At 69.0% G+C, this 15,359-nt stretch carries 15 protein-coding genes, 1 tRNA gene and 1 pseudogene; 11 read left to right on the forward strand and 6 right to left on the reverse strand.

What is annotated here, in order from left to right:
• The first annotated feature begins 41 nt into the window (after positions 1-41).
• The 3 genes from A5702_RS11575 to A5702_RS11585 are packed head-to-tail and all read left to right on the forward strand — an operon-like array spanning position 42 to position 2,068.
• Positions 42-752 (forward strand): HAD-IA family hydrolase, encoded by a 711-nt coding sequence (locus tag A5702_RS11575; protein WP_197506547.1) that lies wholly within the window; start codon positions 42-44, stop codon positions 750-752.
• Entirely contained in the window at positions 745-1,242 is a 498-nt protein-coding gene (locus A5702_RS11580; protein ID WP_055404370.1) for a low molecular weight protein-tyrosine-phosphatase, read from the forward strand. Before A5702_RS11575 ends, A5702_RS11580 begins: the two co-directional genes overlap by 8 nt.
• Before the next feature lies 1 nt (position 1,243).
• Positions 1,244-2,068 (forward strand): SURF1 family protein, encoded by an 825-nt coding sequence (locus A5702_RS11585; protein ID WP_068220799.1) that lies wholly within the window; start codon positions 1,244-1,246, stop codon positions 2,066-2,068.
• 57 nt (positions 2,069-2,125) lie between these two features.
• Here A5702_RS11585 and A5702_RS11590 read toward each other — a convergent pair whose 3' ends face one another.
• Both A5702_RS11590 and A5702_RS26305 read right to left on the reverse strand, forming a co-directional pair.
• The gene (locus tag A5702_RS11590; protein WP_068220802.1) at positions 2,126-3,115 is read right to left on the reverse strand and encodes a cobalamin biosynthesis protein; all 990 of its coding nucleotides are present in this window, start codon (positions 3,113-3,115) and stop codon (positions 2,126-2,128) included.
• 53 nt (positions 3,116-3,168) lie between these two features.
• Positions 3,169-3,321: a hypothetical protein gene (locus A5702_RS26305; RefSeq protein WP_156669581.1), complete on the reverse strand. Its 153-nt coding sequence runs from the start codon at positions 3,319-3,321 to the stop codon at positions 3,169-3,171.
• Between the two features lie 61 nt (positions 3,322-3,382).
• Here A5702_RS26305 and A5702_RS11595 point away from each other — a divergent pair.
• Positions 3,383-3,970: pseudogene (locus tag A5702_RS11595) on the forward strand (oxygenase MpaB family protein); the annotation flags it as partial.
• A gap of 499 nt (positions 3,971-4,469) precedes the next feature.
• Here A5702_RS11595 and A5702_RS11600 read toward each other — a convergent pair.
• The 4 genes from A5702_RS11600 to A5702_RS11615 form a co-directional block, all read right to left on the reverse strand.
• Positions 4,470-4,544 (reverse strand) — tRNA-Val (locus A5702_RS11600).
• A 46-nt stretch (positions 4,545-4,590) separates the two neighbouring features.
• Positions 4,591-5,052, reverse strand: coding sequence for a peroxiredoxin (locus A5702_RS11605; RefSeq protein ID WP_068220805.1), 462 nt, complete (start codon positions 5,050-5,052; stop codon positions 4,591-4,593).
• Positions 5,052-5,474, reverse strand: a complete 423-nt coding sequence (locus tag A5702_RS11610) for a DUF3052 domain-containing protein (RefSeq protein WP_055404358.1) — start codon at positions 5,472-5,474, stop codon at positions 5,052-5,054. The genes A5702_RS11605 and A5702_RS11610 overlap by 1 nt, the downstream gene beginning before the upstream one ends.
• 81 nt (positions 5,475-5,555) lie before the next feature.
• On the reverse strand, positions 5,556-6,137 hold the full coding sequence (locus A5702_RS11615; RefSeq protein WP_082459927.1) for a hypothetical protein: 582 nt from the start codon (positions 6,135-6,137) through the stop codon (positions 5,556-5,558).
• Between the two features lie 184 nt (positions 6,138-6,321).
• Between A5702_RS11615 and aceE the strand changes: the two genes are divergently transcribed.
• The 7 genes from aceE to A5702_RS11650 all read left to right on the forward strand — a co-directional run.
• On the forward strand, positions 6,322-9,111 hold the full coding sequence (gene aceE / locus A5702_RS11620) for a pyruvate dehydrogenase (acetyl-transferring), homodimeric type (protein WP_068220808.1): 2,790 nt from the start codon (positions 6,322-6,324) through the stop codon (positions 9,109-9,111).
• A gap of 152 nt (positions 9,112-9,263) precedes the next feature.
• Positions 9,264-10,589, forward strand: coding sequence for a CdaR family transcriptional regulator (locus tag A5702_RS11625; RefSeq protein WP_067819949.1), 1,326 nt, complete (start codon positions 9,264-9,266; stop codon positions 10,587-10,589).
• Positions 10,590-10,729: 140 nt separating this feature from the next.
• Positions 10,730-11,638 carry an ACP S-malonyltransferase gene (locus A5702_RS11630; protein ID WP_068220811.1) on the forward strand — a complete coding sequence of 303 codons (909 nt, stop codon included), beginning with the start codon at positions 10,730-10,732 and terminating at the stop codon, positions 11,636-11,638.
• Positions 11,639-11,720: 82 nt separating this feature from the next.
• Entirely contained in the window at positions 11,721-12,065 is a 345-nt protein-coding gene (acpM, locus tag A5702_RS11635; protein WP_055405267.1) for a meromycolate extension acyl carrier protein AcpM, read from the forward strand.
• Positions 12,062-13,312: a 3-oxoacyl-ACP synthase KasA gene (gene kasA / locus A5702_RS11640; protein WP_055405268.1), complete on the forward strand. Its 1,251-nt coding sequence runs from the start codon at positions 12,062-12,064 to the stop codon at positions 13,310-13,312. The genes acpM and kasA overlap by 4 nt, the downstream gene beginning before the upstream one ends.
• A gap of 82 nt (positions 13,313-13,394) precedes the next feature.
• The gene (gene kasB, locus A5702_RS11645; RefSeq protein WP_068220814.1) at positions 13,395-14,654 is read left to right on the forward strand and encodes a 3-oxoacyl-ACP synthase KasB; all 1,260 of its coding nucleotides are present in this window, start codon (positions 13,395-13,397) and stop codon (positions 14,652-14,654) included.
• 47 nt (positions 14,655-14,701) lie between these two features.
• A partial coding sequence (locus A5702_RS11650; protein ID WP_304440336.1) for a carboxyl transferase domain-containing protein occupies positions 14,702-15,359 on the forward strand: 658 nt, incomplete at its 3' end.

A 15,359-nucleotide genomic window follows, 5' to 3' on the forward strand; every position in this document is an offset into this window, starting at 1 on the left:
CACCGTCACACCCGCCGAGGACCATCGAGGACAATGGTGAGGTGACAGGCACAGCGTCGGCGGATCGCCCGGCTTCCCGCTACCAAGCAACGTCGCCGGCTGCGGCGCAACTGGTGATCTTCGACCTCGACGGCACGCTCACCGATTCCGCCGAGGGCATCGTGGCCAGCTTCCTGCACGCGCTCGAGCACGTCGGCGTCGCGGTGCCCGACGGCGACCTGGTGGCCCAGGTTGTGGGCCCGCCGATGGACGACACCTTCCGCGCCATGCTGGGCGAGGGGGCCGAGCCGGCGATCGCGGCGTTCCGCGCCGAATACGGCAGCCGCGGCTGGGCGATGAACACCCTGTTCGACGGCATCGAGCCGCTGCTGGCCGACCTGAGCGCCGCCGGCGTCCGGCTCGCCGTGGCCACCTCGAAGCTGGAACCGACGGCGCGGCGCATCCTCGCCCACTTCGGGCTCGATCGGCATTTCGAGGTGATCGCCGGGGCCAGCCCCGACGGCTCGCGCAAGACCAAGGTCGACGTGCTCACGCACGCACTCGAACAGCTGCAGCCTCTGCCGGAAAGGGTGCTGATGGTCGGCGACCGCAGCCACGACGTGCACGGCGCGGCCGCGCACGGCATCGACACGGTGGTGGTCGGCTGGGGTTACGGCCAAGCCGACTTCCCCGACGGCGCGGCGGTCGCCGGCGCCACGGCGGTGACGCACGCCGCCACCATCGACGAGCTGCGGGCGGTGCTGGGTGTCTGAGCGCGAGCCGCTGCACGTCACGTTCGTCTGCACCGGAAACATCTGCCGGTCGGTGATGGCCGAGAAGATGTTCGCCGACCAGCTGCGGCGCCGCGGCCTGGCCGACGCGGTCCGGGTGACCAGCGCGGGCACCGGCAACTGGCACGTCGGCGAATGCGCCGACCGCCGGGCGACCGACGTGCTGCGCGCCCACGGCTACTCCACCGACCATCGCGCCGCGCAGGTCGACGCCGACCATCTGCGCGCCGACCTGGTGGTGGCCTTGGGCCGCAACCACCTTCGGATGCTGCGCGAGTTGGGCGTCGACGAGGAGCGGGTGCGGATGCTGCGCTCGTTCGACCCGCGGTCGGGCGCGCACGCCCTCGACGTCGACGACCCGTACTACGGCGACGCCCAAGATTTCGAGGACGTCTTCACCGTCATCGAGGCGTCGCTGCCCGGCCTGCACGCGTGGGTCGACGATCGACTCGGCCGGAACGGATCCGGCTGACATGCGTCGGCTGGCGTTTCTGCTGCGGCCCGGCTGGATAGCCCTGGCGCTGGTGGTCATCGCCTTCACCTACCTGTGCTTCACGGTGCTGGCGCCGTGGCAGCTGGGTAAGCACAACCGGACGTCGCGGGAGAACCGTCAGATCGAGCATTCCCTCAACACCGCGCCCGTCCCCATCAAAACGCTTCTGCCACAACAGGATTCGTCTGCCCCGAACGCGCAGTGGCGCCGGGTGACGGCCACCGGGCGCTACCTGCCCGGCGTCCAGGTGCTGGCCCGGCTGCGGGTGATCGAGGGCAAGCCGGCATTCGAGGTGCTGGCCCCGTTCGTCGTCGACGACGGACCCACCGTCCTCGTCGACCGCGGTTACGTGCGGCCCGAGCAGGGGGCCGAGGTCCCACCCATCCCACCGCCGCCGCAGGACCCGGTCACCATCACCGCCAGGCTGCGCGATTCCGAGCCCGTCGCCGCCGGGAAGGATCCCTTCTCGCAAGACGGTGTGCCGCAGGTGTATTCGATCAACACCGGGCAGGTCGCGGCGCTGACCAAGGTGCCGCTGGCCGGGTCCTACCTTCAGCTGACCGAAAACCAGCCCGGCGGGCTCGGCGTGATCGACGTGCCGCATCTGGACGCGGGCCCGTTCCTGTCCTACGGCATCCAGTGGATTTCGTTCGGCATCGTGGCCCCGCTCGGATTGGGCTACTTCGTGTATTCCGAGATCCGCGTCCGCCGCCGAGAAAAGCAGCAGCGACCCGAGGCGGTTACGTCAGCGGCGCCGAAGACGGTGGAGGCGAAACTCGCCGATCGCTACGGCCGCCGGCGCTAGCGAGCTCCATCGTGCGCTGAGGGCCTTCAGTGTGCGCTGAGGGCTAGGAACTCGCGATTATTCCGCCCTGGATGCACTTCCGATGCCGCCGTCGCACACTCGGCGCCTCGCAAGCGCTCTCGATGCCCCGCACAGCCCGACGAACAGCGCGGCGCCCGCCTGCACCGTGCGCGACAGCGCCACCGCCCGGCGCAGGTCGGCCACCGTCGGCTCGTGGCCGTCGCCCAGCGTGGGGCGGATCTGCAGCTCGTGGTGGTACTGCGTGGGCCCGCCCAGCCGCACGCCGAGCGCCCCGGCGAAGGCCGCCTCGACGACGCCGGCGTTGGGGCTGGGGTGGCGGGCGGCATCGCGGCGCCAGGCCCGCACCGCGCCCGAGGGCGACCCGCTCACGAACGGCGCGCACATCACCACCAGGGCCGCGGTCGCCCGCGCGCCCACGTAGTTGGCGGCATCGTCCAATTTCGCTGCGGCCCAGCCGAATCGGGCGTAGCGCGCCGAGCGGTAGCCGATCATCGAGTCGAGCGTGTTGACGCCGCGGTACGCCAGCACCGCGGGCACCCCGCCCGCGGTGGCGCACAGCAGCGGCGCCACCTGGGCGTCGGACGTGTTCTCCGCGATCGATTCCAGCGACGCCCGCGTCAGCCCGGCGCCGTCCAGCCAGGCCGGGTCGCGCCCACACAGCGACGGCAGCAGCCGGCGCGCGGCCTCGATGTCGCCGCGTTCCAGCAGCTCCGACATCGCCAGGCCGGTGCGCGCCAACGAGGTTCCGCCCACCGACACCCAGGTGGCCGCCGCGACGGCCGCGATCGACCAGGGCCGGCCGCGGCGGTCGGCGGCTCGTTGCAGCGCGGCCCCGAGCAGGGCCACGCCCCCGAGCAGCACACCGACGTGCAGCGCCCCGGCGGCCCGGGTATCGCGGTAGGTCATGTGCTCGACGGCGGCCGCGGCCCGGCCGAACGCCGCGACCGGATGCCCGCGTGCCGGGTCGCCCAGCGCCACGTCGGCGAGGTAACCCACCAGCACGCCGGCAAGCCGCGTCGCAACCATCTCGGCAGCGTCTCACACGCGGCCGGGCCGCCCACGCGGGCGCAACCAACGCTCTAGGCCATGGCGAGGATGCCCGCGAAGATCACCACGGCGATCAGCAGGCCGATTACCCACCAGATCAGCAGGGATGGTTCGAGCGTGCCGGTCGCAACGGCCGCCCGGTGCCGCGCCGGCCCGGTGGCCGAGACGCCGAATTGGGTGCTCATTCCGCTAGGCGTGCCCGTTTTCGGGCGGTTGTAACCCGCGGCACATGGTTCACTCGAAGACATGGCGTCGTCCGCGACGAAGCGGCCCGCGGCCCGGGTCGCCGACCTGCTGAACCCCGCGGCCGTGTTGTTGCCCGCCGCCAACGTGATCATGCAGTTGTCGTTGCCCGGCGTCGGGTACGGCGTGCTTCAGAGCCCGGTGGACAGCGGCAACGTCTACAAGCATCCGTTCAAACGGGCCCGCACCACCGGCACCTACCTGGCGGTCGCCACCATCGGGACGGAGTCCGACCGCGCGCTGATCCGCGGCGCCGTGGACACCGTGCACCGGCAGGTCCGCTCGACGTCGGCAAGCCCGGTGCCCTACAACGCGTTCGACCCGAAGTTGCAGCTGTGGGTGGCCGCGTGCCTCTACCGCTATTTCGTCGACCAGCATGAATTCCTGCACGGCCCGCTCGATGACGCCGCGGCCGACGCCGTCTATCTCGACGCCGCCCGGCTCGGCACCACGCTGCAGGTGCCTGAGGGCATGTGGCCGGCGGACCGGGCGGCGTTCGACGGGTACTGGAAGCGCTCGCTCGACGAGCTGCGCATCGACCCTCCCGTGCGCGAGCATCTGCACGGCGTCGCCGCGTCAGTCGCTTTACCGACGGAGTGTGCTCGTCCGACTGGTCGGTGACCTCGGCGACGATGGTCCGCGCCAAATGCCCCACCCGACGATCGATGAACACACCACCTACCCCTGGAATGGAAATCACTCCGAGTCGGTCGGGCACGCTGATCTCGGCTATCACCGGCGTTGTCCCCCGGCGTCGGGGTAGGTCCGTCAGGTAGATGACAATGTCTTCGCTCTCCCCACCCGGGTCGATGGCGCCGACCACGTCTGAGACTTCGGCATGCTCGTCGATCGGATAGGCCTGACGGCGCACCGACACGTCCCACCTGTCCTGCGCGGGGGCCCAGTCCGTGAGCGCGCTTGCAAGCGGATCAGACAGACGCTCGGCAATCGCCGCGGGCGCTCCGGGATCGGCGATAAGCAAGATGGACGATGGTTCCCCTGGCATCGTCCTCGCCTACCCGCGCTCCGAGCGGCCAAACTTTGTCGCCGCCGCGGCACGCGTCCGCGCGGCTAATGCCCTGAGTGCATTTGGTGGGCGCGGACGGTATCGAACCGCCGACCGCTGGTGTGTAAAACCAGAGCTCTACCACTGAGCTACGCGCCCGTGCCCGAGGCAGGCTACACGCACAACGCCCGAGTACCCAAAACTTTCAGCCCCGCAAAGCGGCCAGCGCGTCGGTCCACAGCCCCTGGTTGCGGGATTCGCCGGGCTGTTTCATCTCGGCGAACCGGATGACGCCGGACTTGTCGATGACGAAGGTGCCGCGATTGGGGTAGCCGGCCTCATCGTTGAACACGCCGTAGGCCTGGCTGACCTCGCCGTGCGGCCAGAAATCCGACAGCACCGGGAAGGTAAACCCGCTCTCCAGCGACCAGATCCGGTGCGTGGGCGGCGGACCCACCGAGATGGCCAGCGTCGCGCTGTCGTCGTTCTCGTAGTCGGGCAGGTGATCGCGCAACTGGTCCAGCTCGCCCTGGCAGATGCCGGTGAACGCCAGTGGGAAGAACACCAGCAGCACGTTCTTGGCGCCGCGATAGGAGCTCAGAGTGACCCGCTGTTGGTTCTGGTCGCGCAGTGTGAAGTCCGGGGCGGTGGCGCCAACGGGCAGCATCAACGCTTCCCGGTTCGCGACTTCGGCTGCACCAGCCGGCTGGCGCTCCAGTCACCCAGGTTGACCGACGACGTCGGCATCAGGCCGGCGGTGGGGGCCGCCTCGGCGATCTCGGCCGGCAGAACGTGGCCGGGCTTGCCGGTCTTGGGCGTCAGCACCCAGATCACGCCGTCCTCGGCCAGCGGGCCGATCGCGTCCATCAGGGTGTCCACCAGGTCGCCGTCCCCGTCCCGCCACCACAACAGCACCACGTCGACGACCTCGTCGGTGTCCTCGTCGAGCAGGTCACCGCCGCATGCTTCCTCGACGTCAGCACGGATTTCGTCGTCGGTGTCCTCGTCCCAGCCCCATTCCTGGACAACTTGGTCCCGTTGGATGCCCAGTTTGCGAGCGTAGCTCGGGGCGTGATCCGCCGCGACCACCGTGGAGCCTCCTTAAACCGTGCCGCCTCGTGCGATGGGGATTATCGTCGCACAGCCGCAACCGGCTCGACACCCGCGCCTTTAGAAGGATGCCAGGCACAGTTTCAGCGCCTTCGTCTTGGCGTCGTTGAGCCGGTCCACCCGCCGATTGAATTCGCCCGTCGCCGCGTGGGTGCCGATGGCGTTGGCCACCCCATGCGCCGCGTCGATGTACATGTTGAACGCGTCCTTCAACTGCTGGGACAGCGCGTCGTTGAAGCTGTTGCTGACCGTGTCGGCGCTGTTGTTCAGCGCGTCGATCGCCGGGCCCTCCGTCGGGCCGGTGTTGCGCCCCGCGTTGAACGCCCCGACGAAGATGTTGACCTTGTCGATCGCGTCCTTGCTCGTGGTGGCCAGGTTGTCGCACGACGTCCGCACCGCCCGGGTGGTCAGCGATTGTTGGCGCTGGGACTCGCGCACCCGCGACGTCGCCGACGACGCGGACGCCGATGCGGACACCGACTGCCGATACGCCGGGGCCACCTGGGTGTCGGGGGTGGCCGTGCCGTTGGTGACGGTGGTACACCCGACGATCCCCATCAGCGTCGCCGCAATACATCCGAGCGCCAGAGCGCCTCGCCTGGGGAAGCTCCCCGCAAGGGCGGCACGCGATCCGCTGAGCACGGCTCAGACGTTACCGGGTGGGTTTCCCGATCGTCCCGCTACGCACGAGTTCGTGTCCGCCGCGTGAACCCGCGCCCGCTACCAGGCGTCGGCTAGCCCTGCGAAACGCTGGTGCGGCACGATAGAGGGATACGGTGCGCAGCACCCCGAGGGCGCAAGCCCCGACAACTACAGGAGCAGTGCGTTGACAACCGAGTTCGCGCGCCACGATCTGGCCAAAACCCCTAGCAGCGCAAGCGAACCCGACCGCGTTCGGGTGATCCGCGAAGGCGTCGCGTCGTACCTGCCCGACATCGACCCCGAAGAGACGTCGGAGTGGCTGGAGTCCTTCGACGAACTCCTCGAGCGCTCCGGCCCGGCGCGGGCGCGCTACCTGATGCTGCGGCTGCTGGAACGGGCCGGGGAACAGCGCGTCGCCATCCCCTCGCTCACGTCAACCGATTACGTCAACACGATCCCGACCGAACTGGAACCGTGGTTCCCCGGCGACGAGGACGTCGAGCGGCGCTTCCGGGCGTGGATCCGGTGGAACGCCGCCATCATGGTGCACCGCGCCCAGCGGCCGGGAGTCGGCGTGGGGGGCCACATTTCGACGTACGCGTCGTCGGCGGCGCTGTACGAGGTCGGCTTCAACCACTTCTTCCGCGGCAAATCGCATCCCGGCGGCGGCGACCAGGTCTTCATCCAGGGCCACGCGTCCCCGGGCATCTATGCGCGCGCGTTCCTCGAAGGCCGGCTCAGCGAGGACCGGCTCGACGGCTTCCGCCAGGAACACAGCCACGCCGGCGGCGGGTTGCCGTCCTACCCGCACCCACGGCTGATGCCCGACTTCTGGGAATTCCCCACCGTGTCGATGGGACTGGGGCCGCTCAACGCCATCTACCAGGCGCGGTTCAACCACTACCTGCACGACCGCGGCATCAAGGACACCTCCGATCAGCACGTGTGGTGCTTCCTGGGCGACGGCGAGATGGACGAGCCGGAGAGCCGCGGGCTGGCGCACGTCGGCGCGCTCGAGGGCCTGGACAACCTGACCTTCGTGATCAACTGCAACCTGCAGCGCCTCGACGGCCCGGTGCGTGGCAACGGCAAGATCATCCAGGAGCTGGAGTCGTTCTTCCGGGGCGCCGGCTGGAACGTCATCAAGGTGGTCTGGGGCCGCGAGTGGGACGCCCTGCTGCACGCCGATCGCGACGGCGCGCTGGTGAACCTGATGAACACCACGCCCGACGGCGACTACCAGACGTACAAGGCCAACGACGGCGCCTACGTCCGCGACCACTTCTTCGGCCGCGACCCGCGCACCAAGGCGCTCGTCGAGAACATGACCGACGCCGAGATCTGGAACCTCAAGCGCGGCGGCCACGACTACCGCAAGGTGTACGCCGCCTACCGGGCCGCGATCGACCACAAGGGCCAGCCGACCGTGATCCTGGCCAAGACCATCAAGGGCTACTCGCTGGGCGCGCACTTCCAGGGCCGCAACGCCACCCATCAGATGAAAAAGCTTGCGCTGGAAGACCTTAAGCGCTTTCGGGACTCCATGCGAATCCCGGTCAGCGACGCCCAGCTGGACGAGAACCCCTATCTGCCGCCGTACTACCACCCCGGGCCGGACGCCCCGGAGATCCGCTACATGCTCGACCGTCGGCGCACGCTCGGCGGCTTCCTGCCCGAGCGCCGCACCAAGGCCAAGGCGCTCAAGCCGCCGTCCCGCGACATCTACGCCGCGCTGAAGAAGGGGTCGGGCACCCAGGAGGTCGCCACCACCATGGCGACCGTGCGCACCTTCAAGGAAGTGTTGCGGGACAAGGAGATTGGGCCGCGCATCGTCCCGATCATTCCCGACGAGGCGCGCACGTTCGGCATGGACTCGTGGTTCCCGTCGCTGAAGATCTACAACCGCCTCGGCCAGCTGTACACCGCCGTCGACGCCGAGCTGATGCTGGCCTACAAGGAAAGCGAAGTCGGGCAGATCCTGCACGAGGGCATTAACGAGGCCGGGTCGGTGGGGTCGTTCATCGCGGCCGGCACGTCGTACGCGACGCACAACGAGCCGATGATCCCGATCTACATCTTCTATTCGATGTTCGGCTTCCAGCGCACCGGCGACGGCCTGTGGGCCGCCGCGGACCAGATGGCGCGCGGTTTCCTGCTCGGGGCGACCGCGGGGCGCACCACGCTTACCGGCGAGGGCCTGCAGCACGCCGACGGCCACTCGCTGCTGCTGGCCAGCACCAACCCGGCGGTGGTGGCCTACGACCCGGCGTTCGCCTACGAGATCGCCTACATCGTCGAGAGCGGGCTGGCCCGGATGTTCGGGGACAACCCGGAGGACGTGTACTTCTACATCACCGTCTACAACGAGCCGTACGTGCAGCCGCCGGAGCCGGAGAGCTTCGATCCCGAGGGCGTGCTGCGGGGCATCTACCGCTACCGCCCCGCCACCGAGCAGCGCGCCAACACCGCGCAGCTCCTGGCGTCCGGCGTGGCGATGCCCTCGGCGCTGCAGGCGGCCGAGATGCTGGCCGCCGAGTGGGACGTCGCGGCCGACGTCTGGTCGGTGACCAGCTGGGGCGAGCTCAACCGCGACGGCCTGGCCGTCGAGAAGGCGCGGCTGCGGCACCCCGACCGCCCGGCCGGCACCGCCTACGTGACCCAGGCGCTGGCGAACGCCAGCGGGCCGGTCGTCGCCGTGTCGGACTGGATGCGCGCGGTGCCCGAGCAGATCCGGCCGTGGGTGCCCGGCACATTCGTCACCCTGGGCACCGACGGGTTCGGCTTCTCCGACACCCGGCCCGCCGCCCGGCGCTATTTCAACACCGACGCCGAGTCGCAGGTGGTCGCGGTGCTGGAGGCACTGGCGCGCGACGGCGAGATCGACCCGTCGGTGCCGGTCGCGGCGGCCCGCCAGTACAAGATCGACGACGTGCAGGCCGCCCCGGAGCAGACGTCCGACCCCGGGGTGGCCTGAGGGCCTCCCACGCTTCCTGCTTCCCGCGAGTGTGCGGCCAGCCGCACAGTGGGCGCCGAAGGTGCGGCCAGCCGCACACTCGACGTCCCGCAAGGCGCGCCACCCCCGCGCCCTTTGGCACTTCCATCTAAAAAATGGCGTAGGTTTTAGCTGTGAATGACAATCCGTTCGCCGGCCCGTTCGCGAAGCAGCCGCGCTCGCCGCTCGAACTGCTGGACACGGTCCCGGACTCCGTCCTGCGCCGGCTGAAGCAGCACTCCGGCCGGCTGGCCACCGAGGCGGTGTCGGTCATGGGCGATCGGTTGCCGTTCTTCGCCGATCTCGAGGCATCGCAGCGGGCCAGTGTGGCCTTGGTGGTGCAGACGGCGATCAACAACTTCGTCGAGTGGATGCAGGACCCGCACAGCGACGTCAGCTACACCGCCCAGGCGTTCGAGCTGGTGCCCCAGGACCTGGCCCGCCGGATCGCGCTGCGACACAGCGTGGACATGGTCCGCGTCACCATGGAGTTCTTCGAAGAGGTGCTGCCGCTGGTGGCCCGCTCCGAGGAGCAGCTGACCGCGCTGACCGTGGGCGTCCTGAAGTACAGCCGCGACCTGGCGTTCACCTCCGCCTCGGCCTACGCGAACGCCGCCGAGGCGCGCGGCACCTGGGACAGCCGCATGGAGGCCAGCGTCGTCGACGCGGTCGTCCGCGGCGACACCGGTCCCGAGCTGTTGTCCCGGGCCGCGGCGCTGAACTGGGACACCACCGCCCCGGCCACGGTCGTGGTCGGGGTCCCCGCGCCCGGCCCCGACGGGTCGACCGGCCCGGGCGACGACCAGCGGGCCAGTCAGCACGTCCGCGACGTCGCCGCGCGCCACGGCCGCGCCGCCCTGACAGACGTGCACGGCACCTGGCTGGTCGCTATCGTGTCCGGCCAACTGTCACCTACTGACAAATTCCTCGGCGAGCTGCTGGACGCGTTCTCGGACGGCCCGGTGGTCATCGGGCCGACGGCGCCCATGCTGACCGCGGCCTACCACAGTGCGAGCGAGGCGATCTCCGGCATGAACGCCGTCGGCGGCTGGCGCGGGGCGCCGCGGCCGGTCCAGGCGCGAGAACTCCTGCCCGAACGCGCCCTGATGGGGGACGCCTCGGCGATCGTGGCGCTGCACACCGATGTGATGGGGCCGATGGCCGACGCCGGGCCCACGCTCATCGAAACCCTGGACGCGTATTTAGATTGCGGCGGCGCGATTGAGGCCTGTGCCAGAAAGTTGTTCGTTCATCCAAATACCGTGCGGTACCGGCTCAAGCGGATCACCGACTTCACCGGACGCGATCCCACGCAACCCCGCGACGCGTACGTGCTGCGAGTGGCCGCCACCGTCGGCCAGCTCAACTACCCCACCGCTCCCGCTAGCGTCGGCACCAACGCGCTGCCCCCCGTTCCGCTGCCGGTCAGGGCCGCTGTTGGGGGTCAATCCGAGCGATAGTGATCCAGGCAACAGATCGCGGCACGGTATCGAACATGTAGCTTACGGAGCTATTTTGTTGGGAGTGCACAAAAACCTAAGACGAGGTTCATAATCTGTTACACCCGCCAAAACCGTTTCCACAGTGTTCTCTTAAACACGTGATTGCATTGCTTGCGCCCGGACAGGGTTCGCAGACCGAGGGGATGCTGTCGCCGTGGCTCGACCTGCCCGGTGCCGCAGACCAGCTCGACCTGTGGTCGAAGGCCAGCGGCCTCGACCTCGTCCGGTTGGGCACCACCGCGTCGACCGAAGAGATCACCGACACCGCGGTCACGCAGCCCCTGGTCGTCGCGGCCACCCTGCTGGCCCACCAGGAGCTCACCAAGCGCGGCCTGCTGTCCGACGCGGACCTCATCGTGGCCGGCCACTCCGTGGGCGAGATCGCGGCCTACGCGATCGCCGGTGTGATGGCCGCCGATGACGCCGTCGCGCTGGCCGCCACCCGCGGCGCCGAGATGGCCAAGGCCTGCGCCATCGAGCCGACCGGCATGTCCGCGGTGCTCGGCGGCGACGAGGCTGAGGTGCTGGCCCGCCTCGAGCAGCTCGACCTGTTCCCCGCCAACCGCAACGCCGCCGGCCAGATCGTCGCCGCCGGCCCGCTGACGGCGCTGGAGAAGCTGGCCGAGGACCCGCCGGAAAAGGCCCGGGTGCGCGCCCTCGGCGTGGCCGGGGCGTTCCACACCAAGTACATGGCGCCGGCCCTCGACCGCTACGCGGCCGCGGCGGCCGCCGTCGCGACCGCCGAACCCACCGCCACGCTGCTGTCCAACCGCGACGGTCAGCCCGTCGCCTCGGCGGCGGCGGCGATGGAGGCGCTGGTCGCCCAGCTGACCCAGCCGGTCCGCTGGGACCTGTGCACGGCAACGATGCGTGACCGGGAGATCACGGCGGCCGTGGAGTTCCCGCCCGCGGGCACTCTCACCGGTATCGCCAAACGCGAACTTCGGGGGGTTACGACCCGCGCCGTCAAGGCACCCGCAGACCTGGACGCACTGGCCGAACTCTAAGCCGCATCCAGTACAACCACATACCGCTGGAATAAAGAACGCTCTGTTCTATTAACACAACACATTACGAAGGGAAGAGGCTGTGGCCGTAAGTCAGGAAGAAATCATCGCCGGTATCGCCGAGATCATCGAAGAGGTCACCGGTATCGAGCCGTCGGAGGTCACCCCGGAGAAGTCGTTCGTCGACGACCTGGACATCGACTCGCTGTCGATGGTTGAGATCGCCGTGCAGACCGAGGACAAGTACGGCGTGAAGATCCCGGACGAGGACCTCGCCGGTCTGCGCACCGTCGGTGACGTCGTGTCCTACATCCAGAAGCTCGAGGAAGAGAACCCCGAGGCTGCCGAGGCCCTGCGCGCCAAGCTGGAGACCGAGAACCCCGAGGCCGTCGCGAACGTCAAGGCGAGGATGGAAGCGGACCAGTGAGCAAGCCTTCCACTGCTAATGGCGGTTACCCCAGCGTTGTGGTAACCGCCGTCACGGCGACGACATCGATCGCGCCGGACATCGAGAGCACGTGGAAGAGTTTGTTGGCCGGCGAAAGCGGCATCCGCGTACTCGAGGACGAGTTCGTCAGCAAGTGGGACCTGCCCGTCAAGATCGGTGGCCACCTCAAGGAGCCCATCGACGAGCACATGAGCAGACTCGACTTGCGGCGCATGTCGTACGTCCAGCGGCTGGCGAAGTTGCTCAGCACGCAGCTGTGGGAGTCCGCCGGCAGCCCGGAGGTCGACCCCGACCGGTTCTCGGTTGTGGTCGGCACCGGTCTCGGTGGCGCCGAGAGGATCGTGGAGAGCTACGACCTGATGAACGAGGGTGGCCCCCGCAAGGTGTCGCCGCTCGCCGTTCAGATGATCATGCCCAACGGCGCCGCGGCGGTGGTGGGCCTGCAGCTGGGCGCCCGCGCCGGGGTCATCACTCCGGTGTCGGCGTGCTCGTCCGGGTCGGAGGCGATCGCGCACGCGTGGCGCCAGATCGCAATGGGTGACGCCGATTTCGCCGTTTGCGGTGGTGTCGAGGGTCCCATCGAGGCGCTGCCCATCGCGGCGTTCTCCATGATGCGGGCCATGTCCACTCGCAACGACGAGCCCGAGCGTGCGTCTCGGCCGTTCGACAAGGACCGCGACGGCTTCGTGTTCGGCGAGGCCGGGGCCCTGATGATCATCGAGACCGAAGAGCACGCCAAGGCCCGCGGCGCCAAGCCGCTGGCCCGGTTGATGGGTGCCGGCATCACGTCGGACGCGTTCCACATGGTGGCGCCCGCGGCGGACGGCGTGCGCGCCGGCCGGGCAATGCAACGGTCGCTCGAGTTGGCTGGCTTGTCCCCCAAGGACATTGACCACGTCAACGCCCACGGGACGGCAACGCCCATCGGCGACACCGCCGAGGCGAACGCCATCCGGGTCGCCGGCTGCGAGCAGGCGGCGGTCTACGCGCCGAAGTCGGCGCTGGGCCACTCCATCGGCGCGGTAGGCGCGCTGGAATCTGTTCTCACGGTATTGAGCCTTCGGGACGGCGTGATACCGCCAACTCTCAATTACGAAACCCCAGATCCAGAGATCGACCTTGATGTTGTCGCGGGCGAACCTCGCTACGGCGATTTCCGTTACGCCATCAACAACTCGTTCGGATTCGGTGGCCACAACGTGGCGCTCGCCTTCGGGCGGTACTGAGGCTGGATGGTGGTGATCGCTTCGCCCGCCCCACCGGGCTTGGCGATCACCACCGAGTACGGAAGGAACGTTTGCAAGACCCATGACAGAGCTGGTTACCGGGAAAACGCTCCCGAACGTGGTCGTCACTGGCGTTGCCATGACGACCGCACTGGCAACTGACGCCGAGAACACCTGGAAGTTGTTGCTGGACAGCCAAAGTGGTATCCGCAAGCTTGAGGACCCGTTCGTCGAGGAGTTCGACCTGCCGGTGAAGATCGGTGGGCACCTGTTGGAGGAATTCGACAGCCAGATGACCCGCGTCGAGCTGCGCCGGACGGGTTACCTGCAGCGCATGTCGACCATCTTGAGCCGGCGGGTCTGGGAGAACGCCGGCTCCCCCGAGGTCGACGCCGACCGCTTGCTGGTGTCCATCGGCACCGGCTTGGGTTCGTCGGAGGAGATGGTTTTCAGCTACGACGACATGCGCTCGCGCGGCATGCGGGCCGTCTCTCCGCTCGGTGTGCAGAAGTACATGCCCAACGGCGCCGCAGCGGCGGTGGGACTGGAACGGCACGCCAAGGCCGGCGTGATCACCCCCGTGTCGGCGTGCGCGTCGGGCTCCGAGGGTGTCGCCCAGGCCTGGCGCAACATCGTGTTCGGCGAGGCCGACATCGCCATCTGCGGTGGTGTCGAGACCAAGATCGAGGCGGTGCCGATCGCGGCGTTCGCCCAGATGCGCATCGTGATGTCGACGAAGAACGACGACCCGGTGGGCGCCTGCCGCCCGTTCGACCGGGACCGCACCGGCTTCGTGTTCGGCGAGGCGGGCGCGCTCATGGTGATCGAGACCGAGGAGCACGCGAAGGCTCGCGGGGCCAACATCCTGGCCCGGATCATGGGCGCCAGCATCACCTCGGACGGCTACCACATGGTGGCGCCGGATCCCAACGGCCTGCGGGCCGGGCACGCCATGAGCCGGGCGATTCAGCTCGCCGGCCTCACCCCTGGCGACATCCACCATGTGAACGCCCACGCCACCGGTACCTCGGTGGGTGACGTCGCCGAGGGCAAGGCGATCAACAACGCGTTGGGTCCCCACGGCGGCAACGCGGCCGTCTACGCGCCCAAGGCGGCGCTGGGCCACTCGGTGGGCGCGGTGGGTGCGGTCGAGTCGATCCTGACCGTGCTCGCCCTGCGGGATCAGGTCGTTCCGCCGACGCTGAACCTGGAAAACCTCGACCCGGAGATCGACCTGGACGTGGTGGCGGGTAAGCCGCGGCCGGGCAAGTACGAGTACGCGATCAACAACTCGTTCGGATTCGGCGGGCACAACGTCGCGATCGCCTTCGGGCGGTACTGACCATCGCCGCCCCAGCAGAGAGCACACCGGAGAACAGGAGACCTGCGATGACAATCATGGCCCCCGCGTCGGTCGGCGAGTCGCTCGACCCCAGGGACCCGTTGCTGCGTCTGAGCAACTTCTTCGACGAGGGCAGCGTCGAGCTGCTGCACGAGCGTGACCGCTCGGGCGTGCTTTCTGCGTCGGGCACCGTCAACGGCGTGCGCACCATCGCGTTCTGCACCGACGGAACCGTGATGGGCGGCGCCATGGGCGTCGAGGGCTGCGCGCACATCGTGAACGCCTACGACACCGCCATCGAGGAGCAGAGCCCGATCGTGGGCATCTGGCATTCCGGCGGCGCGCGCCTGGCCGAGGGTGTGAAGGCGTTGCACGCCGTCGGCACCGTCTTCGAGGCGATGATCCGCGCGTCCGGGTACGTCCCGCAGATCTCGGTGGTCGTCGGCTTCGCGGCCGGCGGCGCCGCCTACGGGCCGGCGCTGACCGACGTGATCGTGATGGCGCCGGAGAGCCGGGTGTTCGTCACCGGGCCCGACGTGGTGCGCAGCGTCACCGGCGAGGACGTCGACATGGCGTCGCTCGGCGGCCCGGAGACCCACCACAAGAAGTCCGGCGTGTGCCACATCGTCGCCGACGACGAGCTCGACGCCTACGAGCGGGGTCGCCGGCTGGTCGGATTGTTCTGCCAGCAGGGGCATTTCGACC

Source organism: Mycobacterium sp. E3339, from assembly GCF_001666915.1.
GTDB lineage: Bacteria > Actinomycetota > Actinomycetes > Mycobacteriales > Mycobacteriaceae > Mycobacterium.

Excerpts from the sequence above, each read along its gene's own strand:
- kasB (WP_068220814.1), top strand. The coding sequence starts at position 13,395 with ATGACAGAGCTGGTTACCGGGAAAACGCTCCCGAACGTGGTCGTCACT.
- A5702_RS11585 (WP_068220799.1), top strand. The coding sequence starts at position 1,244 with ATGCGTCGGCTGGCGTTTCTGCTGCGGCCCGGCTGGATAGCCCTGGCG.
- A5702_RS11605 (WP_068220805.1), bottom strand. The coding sequence starts at position 5,052 with ATGCTGCCCGTTGGCGCCACCGCCCCGGACTTCACACTGCGCGACCAG.
- A5702_RS11590 (WP_068220802.1), bottom strand. The coding sequence starts at position 3,115 with ATGGTTGCGACGCGGCTTGCCGGCGTGCTGGTGGGTTACCTCGCCGAC.
- A5702_RS26305 (WP_156669581.1), bottom strand. The coding sequence starts at position 3,321 with ATGAGCACCCAATTCGGCGTCTCGGCCACCGGGCCGGCGCGGCACCGG.